General features: G+C 63.4%; 21 protein-coding genes. 15 read left to right on the top strand and 6 right to left on the bottom strand.

What is annotated here, in order from left to right; translation table 11 throughout:
- Window positions 1-40 precede the first annotated feature (40 nt).
- Window positions 41-916, top strand: a complete 876-nt coding sequence (locus EO99_RS0109885) for a 23S rRNA (adenine(2030)-N(6))-methyltransferase RlmJ (protein WP_029618484.1) — start codon at window positions 41-43, stop codon at window positions 914-916.
- Here the strand turns inward: EO99_RS0109885 and EO99_RS0109880 are convergent.
- Window positions 895-1,839 carry a lysylphosphatidylglycerol synthase domain-containing protein gene (locus tag EO99_RS0109880; protein WP_029618483.1) on the bottom strand — a complete coding sequence of 315 codons (945 nt, stop codon included), beginning with the start codon at window positions 1,837-1,839 and terminating at the stop codon, window positions 895-897. The two genes, EO99_RS0109885 and EO99_RS0109880, sit on opposite strands and share 22 nt — an antisense overlap.
- Before the next feature lie 119 nt (window positions 1,840-1,958).
- Here EO99_RS0109880 and EO99_RS0109875 point away from each other — a divergent pair, with 119 nt between their 5' ends.
- Entirely contained in the window at window positions 1,959-2,570 is a 612-nt protein-coding gene (locus EO99_RS0109875; protein WP_051679792.1) for a ribonuclease T2 family protein, read from the top strand.
- 27 nt (window positions 2,571-2,597) lie between these two features.
- A complete protein-coding gene (locus EO99_RS0109870) occupies window positions 2,598-3,197 on the top strand; it encodes a glutathione S-transferase (protein ID WP_029618481.1) in 600 nt (199 codons plus the stop codon).
- A gap of 58 nt (window positions 3,198-3,255) precedes the next feature.
- Here the strand turns inward: EO99_RS0109870 and EO99_RS0109865 are convergent, their stop codons facing one another.
- Window positions 3,256-3,891: an outer membrane protein gene (locus tag EO99_RS0109865; protein WP_029618480.1), complete on the bottom strand. Its 636-nt coding sequence runs from the start codon at window positions 3,889-3,891 to the stop codon at window positions 3,256-3,258.
- Between the two features lie 463 nt (window positions 3,892-4,354).
- Between EO99_RS0109865 and uvrC the strand changes: the two genes are divergently transcribed.
- The 4 genes from uvrC to EO99_RS0109845 all read left to right on the top strand — a co-directional run bounded on the left by uvrC (window position 4,355) and on the right by EO99_RS0109845 (window position 7,776).
- A complete protein-coding gene (uvrC, locus tag EO99_RS0109860; protein ID WP_029618479.1) occupies window positions 4,355-6,385 on the top strand; it encodes an excinuclease ABC subunit UvrC in 2,031 nt (676 codons plus the stop codon).
- A gap of 88 nt (window positions 6,386-6,473) precedes the next feature.
- Window positions 6,474-7,061, top strand: coding sequence for a CDP-diacylglycerol--glycerol-3-phosphate 3-phosphatidyltransferase (gene pgsA / locus EO99_RS0109855; protein ID WP_029618478.1), 588 nt, complete (start codon window positions 6,474-6,476; stop codon window positions 7,059-7,061).
- Window positions 7,058-7,315 (top strand): molybdopterin converting factor subunit 1, encoded by a 258-nt coding sequence (gene moaD / locus EO99_RS0109850; RefSeq protein WP_029618477.1) that lies wholly within the window; start codon window positions 7,058-7,060, stop codon window positions 7,313-7,315. The genes pgsA and moaD overlap by 4 nt, the downstream gene beginning before the upstream one ends.
- Entirely contained in the window at window positions 7,312-7,776 is a 465-nt protein-coding gene (locus EO99_RS0109845; protein WP_029618476.1) for a molybdenum cofactor biosynthesis protein MoaE, read from the top strand. Before moaD ends, EO99_RS0109845 begins: the two co-directional genes overlap by 4 nt.
- Before the next feature lie 76 nt (window positions 7,777-7,852).
- On the opposite strand, the gene ndk is transcribed toward EO99_RS0109845, so the two are convergent.
- A complete protein-coding gene (ndk, locus tag EO99_RS0109840; RefSeq protein WP_029618475.1) occupies window positions 7,853-8,275 on the bottom strand; it encodes a nucleoside-diphosphate kinase in 423 nt (140 codons plus the stop codon).
- A gap of 79 nt (window positions 8,276-8,354) precedes the next feature.
- Window positions 8,355-9,044, bottom strand: a complete 690-nt coding sequence (locus EO99_RS0109835; RefSeq protein WP_029618474.1) for a glutathione S-transferase family protein — start codon at window positions 9,042-9,044, stop codon at window positions 8,355-8,357.
- 139 nt (window positions 9,045-9,183) lie between these two features.
- Between EO99_RS0109835 and EO99_RS0109830 the strand changes: the two genes are divergently transcribed.
- The 4 genes from EO99_RS0109830 (at window position 9,184) to EO99_RS0109815 (ending at window position 12,344) form a co-directional block, all read left to right on the top strand.
- Window positions 9,184-9,693, top strand: a complete 510-nt coding sequence (locus EO99_RS0109830; protein ID WP_029618473.1) for a DinB family protein — start codon at window positions 9,184-9,186, stop codon at window positions 9,691-9,693.
- A 70-nt stretch (window positions 9,694-9,763) separates the two neighbouring features.
- Window positions 9,764-11,647, top strand: coding sequence for an ABC-F family ATP-binding cassette domain-containing protein (locus tag EO99_RS0109825; protein WP_029618472.1), 1,884 nt, complete (start codon window positions 9,764-9,766; stop codon window positions 11,645-11,647).
- 56 nt (window positions 11,648-11,703) lie between these two features.
- Entirely contained in the window at window positions 11,704-11,952 is a 249-nt protein-coding gene (locus tag EO99_RS0109820) for a type II toxin-antitoxin system VapB family antitoxin (protein WP_029618471.1), read from the top strand.
- Window positions 11,952-12,344 (top strand): type II toxin-antitoxin system VapC family toxin, encoded by a 393-nt coding sequence (locus EO99_RS0109815; protein ID WP_037111549.1) that lies wholly within the window; start codon window positions 11,952-11,954, stop codon window positions 12,342-12,344. Before EO99_RS0109820 ends, EO99_RS0109815 begins: the two co-directional genes overlap by 1 nt.
- Window positions 12,345-12,347: 3 nt before the next feature.
- Here EO99_RS0109815 and EO99_RS0109810 read toward each other — a convergent pair whose 3' ends face one another.
- Complete coding sequence (locus EO99_RS0109810) at window positions 12,348-12,797, bottom strand: DNA polymerase III subunit chi (RefSeq protein WP_029618469.1); 450 nt, start codon at window positions 12,795-12,797, stop codon at window positions 12,348-12,350.
- Window positions 12,798-12,801: 4 nt separating this feature from the next.
- Complete coding sequence (locus EO99_RS0109805) at window positions 12,802-14,292, bottom strand: leucyl aminopeptidase (RefSeq protein ID WP_029618468.1); 1,491 nt, start codon at window positions 14,290-14,292, stop codon at window positions 12,802-12,804.
- 353 nt (window positions 14,293-14,645) lie between these two features.
- Between EO99_RS0109805 and lptF the strand changes: the two genes are divergently transcribed.
- The 4 genes from lptF to EO99_RS0109785 all read left to right on the top strand — a co-directional run bounded on the left by lptF (window position 14,646) and on the right by EO99_RS0109785 (window position 20,301).
- Window positions 14,646-15,815, top strand: a complete 1,170-nt coding sequence (lptF, locus tag EO99_RS0109800) for an LPS export ABC transporter permease LptF (protein ID WP_029618467.1) — start codon at window positions 14,646-14,648, stop codon at window positions 15,813-15,815.
- Window positions 15,812-16,900 (top strand): LPS export ABC transporter permease LptG, encoded by a 1,089-nt coding sequence (lptG, locus tag EO99_RS0109795; RefSeq protein WP_029618466.1) that lies wholly within the window; start codon window positions 15,812-15,814, stop codon window positions 16,898-16,900. The genes lptF and lptG overlap by 4 nt, the downstream gene beginning before the upstream one ends.
- A complete protein-coding gene (locus EO99_RS0109790; protein ID WP_029618465.1) occupies window positions 16,900-19,245 on the top strand; it encodes an LPS-assembly protein LptD in 2,346 nt (781 codons plus the stop codon). Before lptG ends, EO99_RS0109790 begins: the two co-directional genes overlap by 1 nt.
- A 150-nt stretch (window positions 19,246-19,395) precedes the next feature.
- Window positions 19,396-20,301 carry a SurA N-terminal domain-containing protein gene (locus tag EO99_RS0109785; protein ID WP_235776802.1) on the top strand — a complete coding sequence of 302 codons (906 nt, stop codon included), beginning with the start codon at window positions 19,396-19,398 and terminating at the stop codon, window positions 20,299-20,301.

Genomic DNA, 20,301 nt, shown 5'->3' with positions numbered 1-20,301 from the left:
TGCAGTGCATCAATTTAATTCATCCGGGGCAGAAGCAGGCATGAACTATCGGCACATCTACCATGCGGGCAATTTCGCCGACGTGCTCAAGCATGCGGTGCTTTCGCGTCTCGTCGTCTACATGCAGAAGAAGGACAAGGCTTTCCGGATGCTCGACACGCATGCCGGGATCGGCCTCTACGACCTGTCCTCCGAGGAGGCGCAGAAGACCGGCGAATGGCGTGACGGCATCGGGCGGCTGATGGCCGCCGAGCTGCCGCCCAAGGCAGCCGAGCTGCTGGCGCCCTACCTTTCCGCCATCCGCGAACTCAACCCGGGCCCCGACCTGAAGCTGTACCCCGGCTCGCCGAAGCTGGCGCGGATGCTGTTTCGCCCGCAGGACCGCCTGTCGGCCATGGAGCTGCATCCGGACGACTACAACCGGCTTTCCCGGCTGTTCGAGGGCGACTACCAGGTGCGGGTGACGGAGCTCGACGGCTGGCTGGCGCTCGGCGCCCATCTGCCGCCGAAGGAAAAGCGCGGCATCGTGCTCGTCGATCCGCCGTTCGAGGCGGAAGGCGAATACGAGCACCTGGTCAGCGGCCTGGCCAATGCCTACCGCCGCTTCCCCGGCGGCACCTACTGCCTGTGGTACCCCTTGAAGAAGACTGCGCCGATCAAGGCCTTCCACCAAGCACTGCAGGCGCTCGACATCCCGAAGATGCTCTGCACCGAACTGACGGTCTGCAGCGACCGCGAGACGGAAGGCCTGAACGGATCGGGGCTCGTCATCGTCAATCCGCCCTTCACGCTGAAGGAGGAACTGCACGTGATGCTGCCTGTCCTCAAGGAGGCCATGGCCCGGGATCGATTTGCCTCGCAGCGCGCCTTCTGGCTGCGCGGCGAGGAAGTCGATCAGGATTCTTCCGAGGACTGAGTGGCCCGGAACTGGGTCCGCTCGAACACGAAGATCACTCCGAGCGCGATGGCGAACGGGATCAGCAGGTAGAAAAGCCGGAAGACCAGCAGCGCGGCGATCACGTCGGCCGGGTCCATGTCCGGCAGTCCCATGACGAAGACCAGTTCCAGAACGCCGAGACCACCCGGCGCGTGGGAGATCAGGGCGGCGGAGAAGGACACGAGGAAGATCCCGAGGACGACGACGAAGCCGGGATTGCCCACCTCGGGCAGCGCGAAATAGATGATGCCGGCGGCGCCGATCAGCTCGAGCGGGCCGATGATCAGCTGCGACAGGACGAAACGGGGCGACGGATAGGTGAGCTGCGTCCCGCCGATCGTGACCGGCGGCAGGCGCAGAAAGCTTGCGGCGACGTAGAGGGCAACAAGCGCCAGGATCAGGTATCCCGTGGCGGATGAGGCGCTGATGGCGAAGCCGTCGCCGAACCGCTCGATGATGTGAGGCTTCAGGACCAGCACCAGCCCGGCCAGCACCAGCGTCCCAAGGATGAAGGTGAAGGAGCAGAGGGCGATCAGTCCACCGATTTCGCGGGCGCTCAATCCCTTGGAGGAATAGGCCCTGTAGCGCACCACCCCGCCGGAGATAACCGAGGCGCCGACATTGTGGGACAGTGCATAGGTGGTGAAGGACGAGACCGTGATGAACCACAGGTTCACGTTCTTGCCGAGCTGCATGAGCGCAATGCGGTCGTAGCCGGCGAGCGCGGCATAGGCGACCAGTGTCGACGCGCCCGCAAGCAGCCAGTGCATGGCGGAAATCGCCATCAGGCTGTCCCAGACGTCATCCAGCGAAAGTCCACGCAGTTCCTTGTAGAGAAGCCAGCCGCAAACAGCTATCGTCGCCGCGCCCACCACGGGCCAGAGATATTTCTTCAGGGTCATTCCGTCTTGCCGATCTTCGCTCCTCCAAAGCATATCAGCGACTGCAGGGCGTTCGCCGACTCGCCTACATTGGAGGCTATAGATTGAGGTATCAACCTTTCAGGGTCGTTTTTGCTGCCTTGTGCCTTGCCGCATCGACCGGTGCCGCATTCGGGCAGTCGTCCGGCTTCGATTTCTATGTCCTTTCCCTCTCCTGGTCGCCCACCTACTGCGCATCTCCGCAGGGAGAACGTAGTTCACAACAATGCGATGGCGAGGGCGATTATGCTTTCGTCGTGCATGGGCTCTGGCCGCAGCGCGAGCAGAGCTATCCGGAATTCTGCCCGAGCCGCGAGCCGCAGCGGGTGCCCCAGGCACTCGGAGAGGCAATGGTCGACATCATGCCGTCGATGGGGCTGATCGGCCACCAGTGGCGCAAGCACGGAAGCTGCAGCGGGCTCAGCCAGTCCGACTATCTCTCTCAGACCCGGGCGGCCTTCGAGCGCGTCGTCATCCCGGCCGCGCTCGCCGAGGGTGAAAACCGGCTGACGCTCTCGGCGGCGGACATCGAGACGGCCTTCGTCACGGCCAATCCCGGCATGAGCGCAGGCGGCATTGCCGCCAGCTGCGAGGGACGGCTGCTGGAGGAGGTACGGATCTGCCTGACCAAGGACCTGCAGTTCCGCGACTGCGCGGAAGTGGACCGCCGCGGCTGCCGGCTCGACCGCGTCGAGCTGCCGCCGGTCAACTGAACAAGATCACCATCCAAGGAAACATCCATGAAGCTTCTCTATTCCCCCGCCTCCCCCTATGCCGCCAAGGTGCGCATGGCAGCCCGCCAGGCCGGCATCGACCTCCAGACCGTGGTCACCGCCACGGGCGACAATCCGCCGGAACTCCTGACCAACAACCCGCTCGGCAAGATCCCGACGCTGCTGCGCGACGGCGAGCCGCCGATCTACGACAGCGTCGCCATCATGCACTACCTCGACCGGCTGTCGGGCGGGATGCTCTATCCGAAGAAGGAGCCGAAGCGCACCGACGTCGAGGTGCTGGAGGCGCTCTGCGACGGCATGATGGACAGCCTGCTGGCGATCATGAACGAGAAACGCAGCCGTCCCGAGGACAAGGTGCACCAGCCCTGGCTCGACAAACAGTGGGACAAGGTCAGCCGGGCGCTCGACCACCTGAACGGCCATCTGCCGAAGACCGGCAAGAAGCTTCACGGCGGCCATTTCGCGCTGGCGGCGGTGCTGAGCTATCTGGATCTCCGCTTCGACGACAAGAACTGGCGCGATGGCCGGCCGGACCTGGCGCAATGGCCGGAGGCCTTCCTGAAGCGATTTCCGGACTATGCCGAACTGAAGGCAAGCGCCTGAAACGAAAAATGCCGGTGACCAAGGTCACCGGCATTTCCTTGACGGGTTCGATCAGGGATCAGAACTTGACGCCGACGCCGACCTTGACGCTGTGGTCGTCGTAACCGCTCGAGACCGGGCCGGAGTTGAGGTTGTAGGTGTCGCTGCCGAAGTCGGTGTAGCGATATTCAACACGCGCCGTGATGTTGTCGGTAACCAGGGCTTCCGCACCGGCGCCGACCGTGTAGCCGACCGCCGTCTTGCTGTCGGACGAGGTGGCGTCGGACAGTTCGTTGTCCTGCAGGGCCACACCGGCCGTACCGTAGATCAGGAAGGGGTTGAGGTCGTAACCGACGCGAGCGCGGGCCGAACCGTTCAGGCCGGCTTCACCGGTGACGCCGGGAGCGACAACACCTTCTTCGCCGTTCTTGCCGATGTCGGCTTCGACACCGTAGACGATCTTGCCGCTCTGCATGTTGTAACCGCCGTAGGCACCGCCACCGAAGGCGCCGTCACGGTCGGAACCGTCGAACCGGCCCTTGTCGTAGGCACCATAGGCACCGAGGTAGAAGCCGCTCCAGTCCGAAACCGGCGCCGGCTGCTCGTAGGCAACAGGTGCCTGTGGGATCTGGTCAACCGCATCGGCAGCGTTGGCAGCCGAGAAGGCGGTGAGCGTGGCGGCCGAAGCCAGCAGGGTTGCGATAAAGGTCCGCATTTAAAATCTCCTTTTGCTTTGCAGGGACTGTGTCGCAACGGGAATGTTGCGTCGGCTCCCTGTCCGCTGATGGCGAAGATGGTGTGCAATTGAGGACAGGAGAGAGCCGAAATGTGAATTGATTGTGGCCCGCGAATGGCGAAAGGGTGATGTTGCATCGCCGCAACATAATGTTTTTTAACCATAATTTCAGTTCGAGCCAATCGGGCGGCAAATTTCGTCAAAGCCGCCCTTCGCAGCCGGACCGATTAGCGAAACCTTAACCAAGCGTCTCGGGGATCGGCGGCAGGATCGCTGCGCGGGAGACAAGCGGCGAGAATGGCGGTGGGTCGCTTCTTTCATTGAAGCTTCCGACGCACTACCTCTAGGGCATTCACCAGGATGCGATTCGAGGCCCGCACCGTGAGCGCTGCAGCGCGGACTTCGCGCACCGCCGCTGACGGAAACGGGCAAAGAGGACGGAATGAATTCAGCGAAGCTGCCGGATGGCGGCGTTCTCTACGACGAAACGGAAGACGACGAGGACGAAGGCCTGCCGGTCGTCCCGGAGATCGAGCGCGCGCTCGGGATCGACTGGAGAGAAGGGTGGAAGAACGAAAGCGGGCTGAAGGGTGCGGACCTGATCGCCGAATTCGTCAAGCACCTGCCGAACGCGCCGGGCGTCTACCGCATGTTCAACGAGGCCGGCGACGTCATGTATGTCGGCAAGGCGCGCAGCCTGAAGAAGCGCGTCGGCAACTATGCCCAGGGCCGGGTGCATTCCAACCGGCTCTCGCGCATGGTGCGCGACACGACCCACATGGAATTCGTCACGACGCGGACGGAGACCGAGGCGCTGCTGCTGGAGGCCAACCTCATCAAGCGCCTGCGGCCGCGCTTCAACGTGCTGCTGCGCGACGACAAGTCGTTTCCCTACATCCTGATCACCGGCGACCACCGGGCACCCGCCATCTTCAAGCACCGCGGCGCCCGCGCCCGCAAGGGCGACTACTTCGGCCCCTTCGCCTCGGCAAGTGCCGTCGGGCGGACCATCAATTCGCTGCAGCGGGCCTTCCTGCTTCGGACCTGCACCGACAGCGTCTTCGAGACCCGCACCCGCCCCTGCCTGCTCTACCAGATCAAGCGCTGCTCCGGCCCCTGCACCCATGAGATCAGCGACGAGGGCTATGCCGAACTCGTCGGCGAGGCGAAGGATTTCCTCTCCGGCAAGAGCCAGAACGTCAAGTCTGCGATTGCCCGGCAGATGGCGGAGGCGTCCGAGGACCTCGATTTCGAGCGCGCCGCGATCTACCGCGACCGCCTGGCTTCGCTCAGCCACGTGCAGAGCCATCAGGGCATCAATCCGGCCGGCGTCGACGAGGCGGACGTGTTCGCCATCCATCACGACGGCGGGCTGACCTGCATCCAGGTCTTCTTCTTCCGGACCGGCCAGAACTGGGGCAACCGCGCCTATTTCCCGAAGGCGGACCCGCAGATGACCGGCGCCGAGGTGCTGAACGCCTTCCTGGCGCAGTTCTACGACGACAAGCCGGTGCCGAAGCAGATCCTGCTGTCCGAGGCCGTCGAGGAGCAGGGCCTGCTGGCCCTGGCGCTTTCGGAGAAGGCGACCCACAAGGTGACGATCCTCGTTCCCCAGCGGGGCGAGAAACGGGATCTCGTGGATCACGTGCTGGGCAATGCCCGCGAGGCGCATGGGCGAAAGCTGGCGGAGACGGCGTCGCAGGGACGGCTGCTGCAGGGCTTTGCCGAGACCTTCGGCCTCTCTTACGTGCCGCGCCGGATCGAGATCTACGACAACTCGCACATCATGGGCACCAATGCCGTCGGCGGCATGGTGGTGGCGGGGCCGGAAGGCCTCGTGAAGAGCCAGTACCGCAAGTTCAACATCAAATCGACGGAGATCACCCCCGGCGACGACTTCGGGATGATGCGCGAGGTGATGACCCGCCGCTTCAGCCGCCTCCTCAAGGAAGAAGGCAGGCCGGACCGATCGCAGGCGCCGGCAGAGGATGCCGCCGACGCCCCCTTCCCCGCCTGGCCCGACGTGATCCTGATCGACGGCGGCCAGGGGCAGATGACGGCCGTGCGGACGATCCTCGACGAACTGGGGATCCGCGACGTCGTTACCGCGATCGGCGTCGCCAAGGGTGTCGACCGCGACGCCGGGCGCGAGCGGTTCTTCGCCGATGGACGCAGCGACTTCTCGCTGCCGCCCCGCGATCCGGTGCTCTATTTCGTGCAGCGGCTGCGCGACGAGGCCCACCGCTTCGCGATCGGCTCGCACCGGGCGCGCCGCAAGAAGGAGATGGTCCGCAATCCGCTCGACGAGATTTCCGGCATCGGCCCCGGGCGCAAGCGCAAGCTTCTGCAGCACTTCGGGACAGCCAAGGCCGTCTCCCGCGCCGGGCTGAACGATCTGATGGCGGTGGAGGGTATCTCGGAGGCCGTGGCCAAGCAAATCTACCATCACTTCCACGAAAACCAGTCCGGCTGAGGCGGCAGGATCCGGTAATTGTCTGCCGTGGTGTTGACGCCTCGGGTCTGAAGGCTCAACTAAGCAGAATTGAATAACAGGTCCCGATATGGCTTCGCGCGCATACAATATTCCCAATCTGCTGACCTACGCGCGCATCGTCGCCGTACCGATCATCGTCTTGTGCTTCTTCGTCGAGGGAAAGCTCGAGAGCTCCGACTTTGCGCGCTGGACGGGACTGGCGATCTTCGTCGTCGCCTCGATCACGGACTATCTTGACGGTTATCTCGCCCGCATCTGGAACCAGACGTCGAACATCGGGCGGATGCTCGACCCGATCGCCGACAAGCTGCTGATCGCCTCCGTGCTGTTGCTGATGGCGGCGGACGGCACGATCGCGGGCTGGTCGATCTGGGCGGCGATCGTGATCCTGTGCCGCGAAATCCTCGTCTCCGGCCTGCGCGAATACCTGGCCGCGCTGAAGGTGGCGGTGCCGGTGACCCGCATTGCCAAATGGAAGACGACGATCCAGATGGTGGCGATCGCCTTCCTGCTGGCCGGTCCCGCCGGCGACAAGGTGCTGCCCTACACGACCGAAATGGGCATCACGCTCCTCTGGATCGCAGCCCTGCTGACGATCTACTCCGGCTATGACTACTTCCGGGCCGGCCTCAAGCACATGGTGGAGGCGGAATGACCGTGAAGCTCGTCTATTTCGCCTGGGTGCGCGAACGCATCGGCAAGCCGGAAGAGGAGATGGAACTTCCGGACGACGTCAAGACGGTGCGCGAACTGCTCGTCTACCTGAAGACGCTGGGGGACGAATATGAGGCGGCGCTGCAGTATCCGGAGGTGATCCGGGTCGCCGTCAACCAGGAGCATGTGGAGCACCATGAGGCCATCAAGGGCGCGCGCGAGATCGGCATCTTTCCGCCGATGACGGGCGGATGAACCCGGGCCCGACCATTCGCGTGCAGGCGCAGGATTTCGACCTGCAGGCGGAGATCGACGCCCTTGCCAAAGGCCGCCTGGACATCGGCGCCGTGGTGACGTTCACCGGGCTCTGCCGCGACGAACAGGGTAGCCTCACCGCGCTCGAACTGGAACATTATCCGGGGATGGCCGAGGCGGAGATGCGGCGCATCGCCGATCTGGCCATTAAACGATTTTCACTGATCGGGCTTGCGGCGATCCACCGCTTCGGCAAGATCCTTCCCGGAGAGAACATCGTCCTGGTGATTGCTGCCGCACCCCACCGTCAGGCCGCCTTCGACGGCGCCAGCTTCATGATGGACTACCTGAAGACCTCCGCCCCCTTCTGGAAGAAGGAGCACCTTGCCGACGGCTCGTCCGGAGACTGGGTGGCGGCGAAGGATGCCGACGACCGGGCGCGGGAGAAGTGGCGGACGTAAGGCGCCTGCCGTGCTGCAGACATGAAAAAAGCCGGAGCGCGAGCCCCGGCTTTTTCATTCAACATCTATGGACGTATCAGCCGACGATTTCGGTGTCGGAGAACCAGTACTTGATTTCTTCGGCAGCGGTTTCGGGAGCGTCCGAACCGTGGACCGAGTTCTCGCCGATGGAGAGAGCGTGGGTCTTGCGGATGGTGCCCTCGTCGGCATTGGCCGGGTTGGTGGCGCCCATGATCTCGCGGTTCTTCAGGATGGCGTTCTCGCCTTCCAGAACCTGGACGACGGTCGGGCCGGAGGTCATGCCTTCGACGAGTTCGCCGAAGAAAGGACGGTCCTTGTGGACGGCGTAGAAGCCTTCGGCTTCGCGCTGGCTCATCCAGACGCGCTTGGAAGCGACGACGCGCAGGCCTGCGTCTTCCAGCATCTTGGTGATGGCGCCCGTGAGGTTGCGCTTGGTGGCATCCGGCTTGATCATCGAAAACGTGCGTTCAATCGCCATCGTTCAGTTCCTTGTTTTCAGAGAAAGTGGGCGGTGTTTACCCGCCCACTGCACTGGAAACAAGGGGGTTTCGGCAATTTCACGCCGCTGTCACACGGCGACCGAGGCCATCATAGAGGTCGAGGCAACGCTCAAACCACTGCATCACGGCGTCGTCCTGCGCAAGCGGCGGCGGCCCGGCGGTCACCCGCATCCACTGCAGCGCGCCGAACAGGATGTAATCGGCAAACAACGGGCCGTCACCACCGAGGAACGGCTGGAAATGCAGCGTGCGGCGGACGGGTTCGAGCCTGGCGGCGAAGGCTGCCCGTTCGGCCTCGCCTTCCGCGGCGACCTCCTCGATCGGCTTTCCCATGCGCTCGAGCCGGCTGCTTCGGAAATAGACCTGATCCTTCTCGTCGAGCAGGTCGTGGATGTGCATGATCGCCATCTTCGTCACCGGCATATGCAGGATCATCTGCGAAAAGCTCTCGACAAACCGCGACAGCGCCTTGCCGCCCTCGCCGCCGAACAGCGTCGGGCGATCGGGATAGGCTTCATCCAGATAGAGCGCGATGTCGAAGCTGTCGCGGACCAGGCGGTCGCCGTCGCGGAGGATCGGCACGGTCTTCGAAAACCCGTCCTCGATGCCCGGAATGGCCGTGAAGGGGTAAGGGCGCTCGACGAAATCCAGCCCCTTGTGGGCAAGCGCCAGCGAGACCTTCCAGCAGTGCGGCGAAAACGGCCGGCTCTCATCCTTGCCGCAGAGGGAATAGAGGACACGCGTCATTGGCAGCTCCCGAAGCTTGTTGATCCGCCATTGTGGCGGCCTGAATGTCCAAGATCCAATCAGCAAATTTCATGGATCGGATCACACCCAAGCGGAGTCTTGGCAGCTAAGATCGGCCATGCCAACAGGAGACTCGCCGATGCGCCGCCATTTCCAGATGTTTGCCGACTACAACCGCTGGGCCAATGCGCTCGTCTACAAGGCCTGCGCCGATTTGACCAACGAAGAATACCGCGCCGACCAGGGTGCCTTCTTCGGCTCGGCGCACCGGACGCTGAACCACCTGTTGTGCGCGGACCGGATCTGGATGAAGCGGGTGACGGGCAGCGGCGAGGCGCCGACGGCGCTGGACACGATCCTTCACGAGGATTTCGCCGCACTGCGGGAGGCCCGGATTGCAGAGGACCAGAGGATCATCAACTGGATCGACACGCTGGATGAGGGCAAGCTTGCCGCTTCCTTCACCTACAGCCCGATCAGCAGTTCGACGGTGATCACCCAGCCGCTCGGGCCGGTGCTTGCCCATGTTTTCAACCACCAGACCCACCACCGCGGGCAGGTCCACATGATCCTGACGTCGCTCGCCAGGCCCTCCGTCGTGCTCGATCTCGTCTATTTCCTGCGCGGCGACGGCAAAAGGTGGCTGTAGGGAGCATCCGCCTTTCCGATTGCCGACGCGCGTCTTGCCTTCACCGGCAAGTTCGGCCACAACCCCGGCCATGATAACCATTACCGATCTTTCCGCGCGTATCGCCGGCCGCCTTCTGCTCGACCACGCCAGTGTCAGCCTGCCCACCGGCATCAAGGCAGGCCTTGTCGGCCGCAATGGTGCGGGCAAGTCGACGCTGTTTCGCGTCATCACCGGAGACCTTTCCTCCGAAAGCGGATCGGTGACGCTGCCGAAGGCCGCCCGCATCGGCCAGGTGGCGCAGGAAGCGCCGGGCACCGAAGATCCGCTGATCGACATCGTGCTGGCCGCCGACAAGGAACGCACCGCGCTGATGGCGGAGGCGGAAACCGCCACCGACCCGCACCGCATCGCCGACATCCAAATGCGCCTCGTCGATATCGACGCGCATTCGGCCGAAGCGCGGGCCGCCAGCATTCTGGCCGGTCTCGGCTTCAACTCCGAAGCGCAGCTTCGTCCGGCGTCGGCCTTTTCCGGCGGCTGGCGCATGCGCGTGGCGCTGGCTGCGGTGCTGTTTGCCGAACCTGACCTGCTGCTGCTCGACGAGCCGACCAACTACCTCGACCTGGAAGGTACGCTGTGGCTGGAAGACTACATCCGCCGCTATCCGCATACCGTCATCATCATCAGCCATGACCGCGACCTCCTGAACAACGCCGTCAACTCGATCGTCCATCTGGACCAGAAGAAGCTGACCTTCTATCGCGGCGGCTACGACCAGTTCGAGCGCCAGAAGGCCGAGAACGACGAACTGCAGATGAAGTCCAAGGCGAAGAGCGATGCGGCGCGCAAGCATCTGCAGACCTTCATCGACCGGTTCAAGGCGAAGGCTTCCAAGGCCAAGCAGGCCCAGAGCCGCGTCAAGGCGCTGGAGCGCATGGGCACGGTCGCCTCGGTCATCGAGGACCACGTCCAGCCGATCACCTTCCCGGAGCCGGAAAAGCAGCCCGCCTCGCCGATCATCGCCATCAACGGCGGCGCCGTCGGCTACGAGCCGGGCAAGCCGATCCTCAAGAACCTCAACCTGCGCATCGACAACGACGACCGCATTGCGCTGCTGGGCTCGAACGGCAACGGCAAGTCCACCTTCGCCAAGTTCATCTCCGGACGGCTGCCGCCCGAAAGCGGCGACCTGCGGCTGGCGCCCAGCCTGAAGATCGGCTTCTTCGCCCAGCACCAGCTGGACGACCTTGTGCCGGAGGATACGCCGGTCGAGCACGTGCGCCGGCTGATGCCCGGGGCACCGGAGGCCAAGGTGCGCGGTCGCGTCGCGCAGATGGGTCTGGCGACGGAGAAGATGAACACCGCCGCCAAGGATCTCTCCGGTGGCGAAAAGGCGCGCCTGCTGATGGGGCTTGCGGCCTTCCACGCGCCGAACCTTCTCATCCTCGACGAGCCGACGAACCATCTCGACATCGACAGCCGCCGGGCGCTGATCGAAGCGCTCAACGACTACAACGGCGCCGTCATCCTGATCAGCCACGACCGGCACCTGATCGAGGCGACCGTCGACCGGCTCTGGCTGGTCAACAACGGAACGGTGGAGACCTTCGAGGGCGACCTCGAGGAGTATCGCAGCCTGATTGTCAGTTCCGGTAAAAAAAAAGAAGAAAAGCCGCAGCTGAGTGACGACGCGGCATCCAAGGCCGAGCAGCGGAAGGCGAGCGCGGACCGGCGTGCCTCGCTGGCGCCGCTGCGCAAAAAGATCAACGAAATCGAGTCTGTAACCGCAAAGCTTGAGAAGCAGATTCAATCGCTTGATGCAGAACTTGCGGACCCGGTACTCTACGAGAAGCACCCGGCCAAGGCGGCCGACAAGGTCAAGCAGCGCGGCGAAGCCGCCGCCAAGCTCGCCGCCGCCGAAGAGCAGTGGCTGGCGCTGTCGGCCGAGTACGAAGAGGCGATGGCGGGGTAAGCTTGTTGCCGCCCTGAATATACACTATCTTCCTGCGTATATTCACGAGGTGCGAGATGCCGCTTTACGTCCGCGACGAGCGTGTGAACCAGCTGGCCGAGCAGGCCCAGAAGATCCTCAACGCGCCGACCAAGACCGATGCCATCCGGCAGGCGCTGGAGCGGGTGGTGGGTGATAGCGAACCCGCGAAGCCAATGCTTGCCGACCGGTTGAAAGCAATCCGCGACCGATATCAGGCGCTGGGTTCGCCGAACCCAGACTTCGACGAGAAGCAATTTCTCGATGAGATGTGGGGAAATGACTGATGTTCCTCGATACCTCGGCGATTGTGGAGTATTTCATCACTGGGCCGGAGTTCGAACGGATCGCCGCCGCACTTTCCAGCTCTAACACCCGATTCTGCCTGTTGCCGAGCGTGGTTTTCGAAGCTGCGACTGTTCTTGCCAGCAAACGCGAGATCGAAATCGCGGAATCCACCAGGCTTCTCGACGAATTTCTTCGCGAACTGGATGCCGAAGTCTTACCAGCCACCTGGGAGACAGCAATCGGTGCTCTCGACGCCTTCGCCCGCTACGGCAAGGGGCGCCATCCCGCGAAGCTCAACTTCGGCGACTGCTTCAGCTATGCCGGTGCGAAGGCGGCCGGCGTGCCGCTTCTCTATGTAGGCAACGACTTCGCGCAGACGGATCTGGCCTGACGTTCAGGCCTTCTTCACCCAGCGTCCCTCCGGCGACTGCTGCCAGTAGGTCAGCGCATGGCCTTCGCCCTTTAGCCTCTTCCACTGCATCCGGGCATCGTCGAGCTGAATGGCGTCATGGCCGTCGAACATGAAGACGACGCGCTCGTAGGGGTCGAGCGGCGGCGGCTCGGCGCCGTCGACGAGGAAGCGCACGGTGGCCTGGTTGGCGTTGTCCGGGGTCGCGGTGAGCAGCACCGGCTGCGCCTGTGCATGCTCCGTTCCGTCCGTCCCGTGCGGCAGGAAACTGTCCTCGCGGTAGGTCCAGAGATGAGCGTCGAGACTGTCCCGACGCCCCTCCTCGCGCGTTTGCACCACCACCCGCCAGCCGCGTTCGACGCTCTTCTCGAGGAGCGCCGGCAGCGCCTCCTCGAGCTTTGATTCCGTCAGGTGGTAGAACAGCACTTCGGTCATCTGGTTAAGCTTCGTAGTGATCGCGCACGAGCCTGTCGAGCAGGCGCACGCCGTAGCCGGAGGCCCAGGACTGGCTGATCTCCGTCGACGGCGAGTTCATCGCGGTGCCGGCGACATCGAGATGGGCCCAGGGAGTTTCGCCGACGAAGCGCTTCAGGAACTGCGCCGCCGTGATGGCTCCGGCGTGACGACCACCGGTGTTCTTCATGTCGGCAAACTTGGAATCGATCATCTTGTCGTATTCCTTGGCGAGCGGCAGGCGCCAGAGCTTTTCGCCGGTCGCCTCGCCCGCGGCAGAAAGCCGGCCGGCCAGTTCGTCGTCGTTGCAGAAGAGGCCGGCGTGCTGGTTGCCGAGCGCCACGAGGACGGCGCCGGTGAGCGTCGCGAGGTTGATCATGAAGCGCGGCTTGAAGCGGTCGTTGCAGTACCAGAGGGCGTCCCCCAGCACCAGGCGGCCTTCCGCGTCGGTGTTGATGATCTCGATCGTCTGGCCGGACATCGAGGTGACGATGTCGCCAGGGCGCTGGGCATTGCCGTCCGGCATGTTTTCGACCAGTCCGATGATACCGATGGCGTTGACCCTGGCTTTGCGGCCGGCCAGCACATGCATCAGGCCGGTCACGGCGGCAGCACCGCCCATGTCACCCTTCATGTCTTCCATGCCGCCGCCCGGCTTCAGAGAGATGCCGCCCGAATCGAAGACGACGCCCTTGCCGACGAAGGCGATCGGCGTGTCTTCCGGCTTGCCGCCCTTCCACTGCATCACCGCGAGCCGCGGCGGACGCGCAGAGCCCTGGGCGACCCCCAGGAGAGCGCCCATCTTCAGTTCCTGCATCGCGTGTTCGTCGAGGATCTCCACCTCGACGCCGAGAGCCTCCAGCGCCTTCGCCTTGTCGGCGAATTCGACCGGTCCCAGCACGTTCGGCGGCAGGTTGACGAGATCGCGGGCCAGCAGGACGCCGCCGGCCACGGCATGGGCCTCGGCAAGCAAGGCCTCGGCCTGCGCATGGGCGCTCGTGACGATGGTGACGGAGACCTTCTTCGGCGGCTTCTCCTCGTCGTCCTTCTTCTTCGTCTTGTAGGTATCAAAGCTATAGCCGCGCAGCATCACGCCGAGCGCGAAATCCGCCGCCCTCGCCGCTTCGACCTCGATGCCGGGTGCGTCGAGGAAAACCACCACCTCGGTGGCGGACTTGAAGGCGGCGGCAGCCGCGCCGCCAGCCCGCATCCAGTCATAATCCGTCAGATCGTCCGGCTTGCCGAGGCCGAGCACCAGCAACCGATCTGCCTTCGAACCCTGCGGCGCGATGACCTCCAGCGTGCCCATCGACTTCGCCTTGAACCTGGCGATGCCGGCGGCGCGGTCGCAGATGCCCTGCGGGTCGGCATCCTGACTGCCGGCGGGCTTCGATTCACCGGCGGCCTGCAACATCACGGCCAGGCTTCCGTCCAGCGGCGCGGACGCTGCAAAATGAATTTCATAGTTCGACGACATCATCACTCCAGGGCTTTCATTGGTTGGCTGCGATCATCCCCGTTTCGCCCGCCAAGGCAACCGAAATGGGTCAGGAGCGACGATTGATCCACCATCGGCCGCCATGACTGCCCGCGATTTCGCATGGATAACCGGTCAAAGGTGACGTCGCTCGCCGCAGCATTCCTCAGGCAGGGCGGGCCTGGCGCGCCTCCCGGAGGTCACCGGGATTTTCGAAATGACACAGTCCGTGAAAAAATCGCATTCACCGACCACATTGTGAGGTAGAAGCTGTCGCCAACGCAAAGGCCTTCGCTTAGATACGCTGGCCCCTCGTTGACACGAGGAGGTCTGACTCGCTGCACCGGAACCTGATGAAGCTCCTCGAAATCTACATATTGCGCAGGATCCTGCAGATGTTCCTGGTGACGCTCCTGCCGGTGCTCACCATCATCTGGACTATTCAGGTGCTCGGGCGCATCAACCTTGTCACCGACACGGGCCAGTCGATGGGTTCGTTCGTGACGCTGGCGACCTTCATCCTGCCGACCATCATTCCCGTCGTCCTGCCTTTCGCCCTGGCGATCGGCATAACCCAGACGCTGACGGCGATGAACAATGATTCAGAGCTGCCCGTGATCGATGCGGCCGGTGCGTCGCGAAGCATCATCTATCGCCCGGTCCTGCTTCTCGCGGCCTTTCTCAGCATATTTTCCTTCGTCGTCGCGAATTTCGTCGAGCCGCCGGCGCGCGTTGCCGCACGGCAGATGGTGGCGGCGGCCTATGCGGATCTCCTGTCCTCCGTCATCGAAGAGAAGACCTTCCGAAGCATCGAGGACGGTCTCTACGTGCAGATCTCGGAGCGGCATTCCGGACGGGTGCTGACGGGTCTGTTCGTCGTCGATTACCGGGACCCGAACTTCGACCTCATCTATTACGCCAAACAGGGATCGATCGACGAAGGCGGGACGTCATTGACGATGCAGGACGGGGAAGTCCACCGCAAGACGCCGGACGGGCGCATCTCGATCATAAAGTTCGCCTCCTACGCCTTCGACCTGTCGGCCATGACCGCATCGGAAGGCCCCTCTCTGGGCGCGACCGACCGGAGCCTCGCGTTCCTGCTCAATCCGGATCCTGCCGACCCGCATGTGCAGGGATCGCCGGGAAGCTATCGGTCGGAACTCCACGGGCGCCTGACGGAATGGCTGTTTCCGCTGATGTTCGCTTTCATCTCCCTGGTTGTCGCGGGCGATTCGCGATCCCATCGCCAGACCCGCCTGCACCCGATGGTGACGGCGCTGATCCTGGCGTTCGGGCTGCGCTGGCTCGGCTTCACGCTGAAGAATGTCGTGAAGCAGGATGAAGCCTACACGCTGCTCATGTACCTGCTGCCTGTCGCGACCATTGCGGGATGCAGCTATCTGCTTGCGACGCACAAGACGATCCGCATGCCGAAAGCCCTTGCCAATCTTCTGGGCCAGACGCTGCGAAGGTTCCGGCGACGTGCGGGAGATCAATCCTCGGTCGGAGGTGGCGCATGATCTTCTCGACGCTCGGGCGCTATTTCTTCCGCCGCTACGTTGTCACCGCGATCTGGTTCTTCCTCGGGGTGTGCGCGATCATCTTTCTCGCCGACTTCAGCGAGACCAGCCGCCGCATGGCCAGCCTCGACGGCTATTCGGTGGGCGGCGCGCTGGTGTTCACGGCGATGCGGACGCCCTTCATCTTCCAGCAGACGATCCCCACCCTGTCGCTTTTCATCGGCATGACGACGCTGATCGCCCTCAACCGCCGCTACGAACTGGTCGTGACGCGCGCGGCGGGCATGTCCGTCTGGCAATTCATCATGCCGTTCGCCACGGGGGCGCTGCTGATCGGCCTCTTCGGCATGCTGGTAGTCAATCCGCTGGCCGCCTGGGGACAGCGCGAGTCGCTGTCGCTCGAGGCCGACTGGCGCCAATCGAGCGACACCTCGGTGCAGTCGAACTTCCTTCCCTGGATCCGCCAGACATCCGACGGGCAGGATACGATCATCGGCGCGAAGAGCTTTCAGGCCGATGGGACGGAACTGATCGACGTCGTCGTCTTCCACTTCGACAACACCGGACAGGTCGTCCTCCGGCAGGACGCATCCACTGCGAAGTTGGAAGATGGTTACTGGCTTCTTACCAGCGTCCTGGAGAACCGCCCGGGCGAGATCTCCAACCGTGTCGATTCGGCACGCTTGAGCACCAATCTGAGACAGGAGTTCCTCCAGGAGAGCCTGTCACAGCCGGAAACTGTAGCGTTTTTCGACCTTTCCCGGAAAATCGAGGTGGGCAAGTCCTTCGGCATCTCCACCAAGGCGCTCGAGACGCAGTTCCATTCGCTGCTTTCCCTGCCGCTGCTTCTCGTCGCGATGACACTGATCGCGGCCACAGTTTCTTTAAAATTCAGTCGGTTCGCGCAATCCCGGTCGGTGATTCTGGGTGGAATCGTTTCCGGCTTCGTGCTTTATGTCGTTACGGTTCTCGTAAAAGCATTCGGGAGCAGCGGTGCCGTGCCGCCCTTCGTGGCGGTATGGGTTCCGGTGATCGTTGCGACAGCCCTTGGCGCGACGATTCTGCTTCATCAGGAGGATGGCTAGTGGCGGTAAACAACCGCGGAAATATCAGACGGCGCCTTACGGTCCTGCTGGCAAGCGCGGCCGTGTGCGTGAATGGTATGTATGCCGCTCCAGCTCACGCACAGGTATCTCCCTCTCCCCTGACGCCGGCCGTTGCCGATGACGCCAGGATGCTGCTGCGTGCCAATGAACTCGTCTACAATCAGGACGTCCAGCGGGTGACCGCGACCGGCGGCGTGCAGATCTATTACAATCGCTATCGGATGGTGGCCCAGCGCGTCGAATACGACCAGCAGAGCGGTCGCGTGACGGCCGTCGGCAACATCGAGCTGATCGAGCCGGACGGCAACCGCATCTATGCGGACGAACTCGACGTCACCGATGACTTCGGCCAGGGCTTCCTGAACTCCCTGCGTGTCGAGACGACGGATAATACCCGCCTTGCCGCCGAAAGCGCCGAGAGGCTGCCCGGCGACCTTATGGTCCTGCACAACGGCGTCTACACCGCCTGCCTTCCCTGCGCCGAGAAGCCCGGGCGCGCGCCGCTCTGGCAGGTCAAGGCCCAGCGCGTGATCCAGAACGGCAAGGCCCAGACGATTCGCCTCGAGAACGCCCGGTTCGAGCTGTTCGGCATGCCGATCGGGTTCCTGCCGTTCCTCGTGGTCCCGGACCAGACGGTCGAACGCAAGTCCGGCTTCCTGTTCCCGACCATGAGCCTGGACGACAATCTGGGCTTCGGCCTCACGGTGCCCTACTACCACGTGTTTTCGCCGCACATGGATGCAACACTGAGCCCGACCTACTACACGGGCCAGGGGCTGCTGCTGCAGGGCGAGATTCGCAACAGATTCGAGACCGGCCAACATACCTTCCGATTCGCCGGGATCGACCAGCGGAACCCGGACTCGTTCACCGCCGGCAGCAGCGACGCCAACGCCGACACGCGCCTGATGGCTGCGTCCGAAGCCCGCTTCGAGATCAATCCCCGCTGGACCTTCGGCTGGGACGTGATGATCCAGAGCGACAACAATTTTTCCAAGACCTATTCGCTCGACAGCGTCAACGACGACGTCTTCCGCAACGAGGTGTACCTCACCGGTCTCGGGGAGCGGAACCACTTCGACATGCGCGCCTTCTACTTCGATATCCAGGACACGGCCGAGGAGAAGACCGCGGAGCGGCGTCAGGCAGTCGTCTATCCGTCGCTGGACTACCGCTACATCGCACCCGAGCCCGTTGCCGGCGGCGAACTGTCGATCACGACCAACCTGACGAACCTGTCGCGCCGAGAGGAAGACTTCACTCTCGAGGGCAACAGCGACAGGTACCATGGCCTCGACGGGAGCTACAGCCGCTTCACCACCGAGGCGGAGTGGAAGCGGACGTTCACCACCTCCAACGGCCTGTTGCTGACTCCCTTGCTGGCGGCCCGGGGCGATGCCCTGCGCCACAACTTCGATACGCCGTCGTTCGGCAATAATCCACAGACCGGCAGTCCCTACAGCTACACAGGCCTCGAAGACTCCGGCGGCTACGGTCGCTACATGCTCACGGCCGGCCTGGAGGCACGCTATCCCTTCCTGCTCTCCACCGAGACCAGCAGCCACATCATCGAGCCGATCGCCCAGTTGTACGTCCGCCCTGACGAGCCGATGGCTGGCGGCCTGCCGAACGAAGACGCGCAGAGCTTCGTGTTCGACGCGACCACGCTGTTCGACCGCGACAAGTTCTCGGGCTTCGACCGGATCGAGGGCGGCACACGCGCCAACCTCGGCCTGCGCTATACCGGCTCTTTCGACAATGGCGTCGGCCTTCATGCCGTCTTCGGCCAGAGCTACCACCTCGCCGGTCAGAATTCGTTCGCGACCGATGACCTCGTCAACGCCGGGGCCAATTCGGGTCTGGAATCGGACGTCTCCGACTACGTCGGCATGGCCGGCATCGACCTGCCCCAGGGCTTCTACCTCAGCGCCGGCGGGCGCTTCGACGAGAAGACCTTCGAGGTCCAGCGGACCGATGCGGAATTCGGCTACACCACGGCACGCGTCAGCGGCTCGCTCGTCTACACGCAGATCGAGGCACAGCCGGAATACGGCTCGAGCAGCGATACGGACCTGCTGCAGTCCTCGACCAGCTTCCGGCTGAACGAGAACTGGTCCGTCAGCGGCTCGGCAGTCTGGGACCTGAACGACCAGGGCGTGATCCGCCGCGGCGTTGGACTGACCTATGCCGACGAATGCACGATCTTCACGCTGTCCTATACGGACGAGCCGGCCGGTGCGACGAACGCCAACGACTGGAGCATTGGCGCCAGGGTCACGTTCCGTACACTGGGTGACATCGACCTCGGTTCGGCGCTCAACTAGCAAGACGGTCATTCTTTTGCCGCACGAGTTGTGCAACCGGTCGGGCTTGTTTTAGATAAGGGAGACCGGTTTTCCGCAAAAATGCGGCGACCGGGGAGAAGGACGAGCATCATGGTGGCAATGACAGCGACACGGACGATCCTCGTGGCCATGGCGGCACTTGCCGCTTCGGTGGCGATCGAGCCTGCCTTCAGCCAGGCACAGGCAGCCAGCGAAATCGTGGCGGTGGTCAACAAGAACCCGATCACGAGCACCGATGTCGCGCGACGCGCCGCCTTCCTGCGCCTGCAGCGGCAGAAGAGCGACACCAAGACCGCCCGCGAACAGCTGGTCGAGGAAGCCCTGAAGCGGGAAGAGATTGCCCGCGTCCGGATGTCCGTCAGCACCTCAGACGTCGACCAGGCCTATGCGCGTTTTGCGGCCAGCAACAAGCTGTCGCCCGAGCAGTTGACGAAAGTCCTGGCGCAGGCGGGCGTCGGGGCCCCACACTTCAAGGAATATATCGCCGTCCAGATGAGCTGGCCACGCCTTATCAACGCGCGCTTTGGCGGTGCCCGGGGCAGGATGTCGTCCGAGGATCTCGTCAAACGGATGATGGAGAACAAGGAAAAGCCGGTCACCACCGAGTACTTCCTTCAGCAGATCATCTTCGTGGTCCCGGACTCCAAGCGCAACGCCATCCTGGGCAAGCGCAAGGCGGAAGCGGAAAGCTCTCGTTCGAAGTTTCCGGGCTGCGAGCAGTCGAAGCAGTTTGCAGCCACCATGCTCGACGTGTCCGTCCGCGATCTCGGCCGCGTGCTGGCACCGGAACTGCCAGAGGACTGGAAGCCGCTGATCGAAAAGACATCCGGCAATACCACCACCGGTACTCGTGTCACCGAGCGTGGCGTCGAATTCCTGGCGATCTGCAACCAGCGCCAGGTCTCGGACGATTTTGCCGCCGAGGTGGTCTTCCGCGCCGAGGATCTCGGCAAGGAGCAGGCCGGCGAGGGAAATCCCAACGAGAAGAAGTATCTCGACGAACTGCGCTCGAAGGCACAGATCGATTACCGCTGA

The sequence above is a fragment of the Pseudorhizobium marinum genome (assembly GCF_000705355.1).
In the GTDB taxonomy this organism is placed as follows: domain Bacteria; phylum Pseudomonadota; class Alphaproteobacteria; order Rhizobiales; family Rhizobiaceae; genus Neorhizobium; species Neorhizobium pelagicum.
Note: the sequence above shows the minus strand (reverse complement) of the source record. Positions and strands in the feature narration are given on the sequence as shown.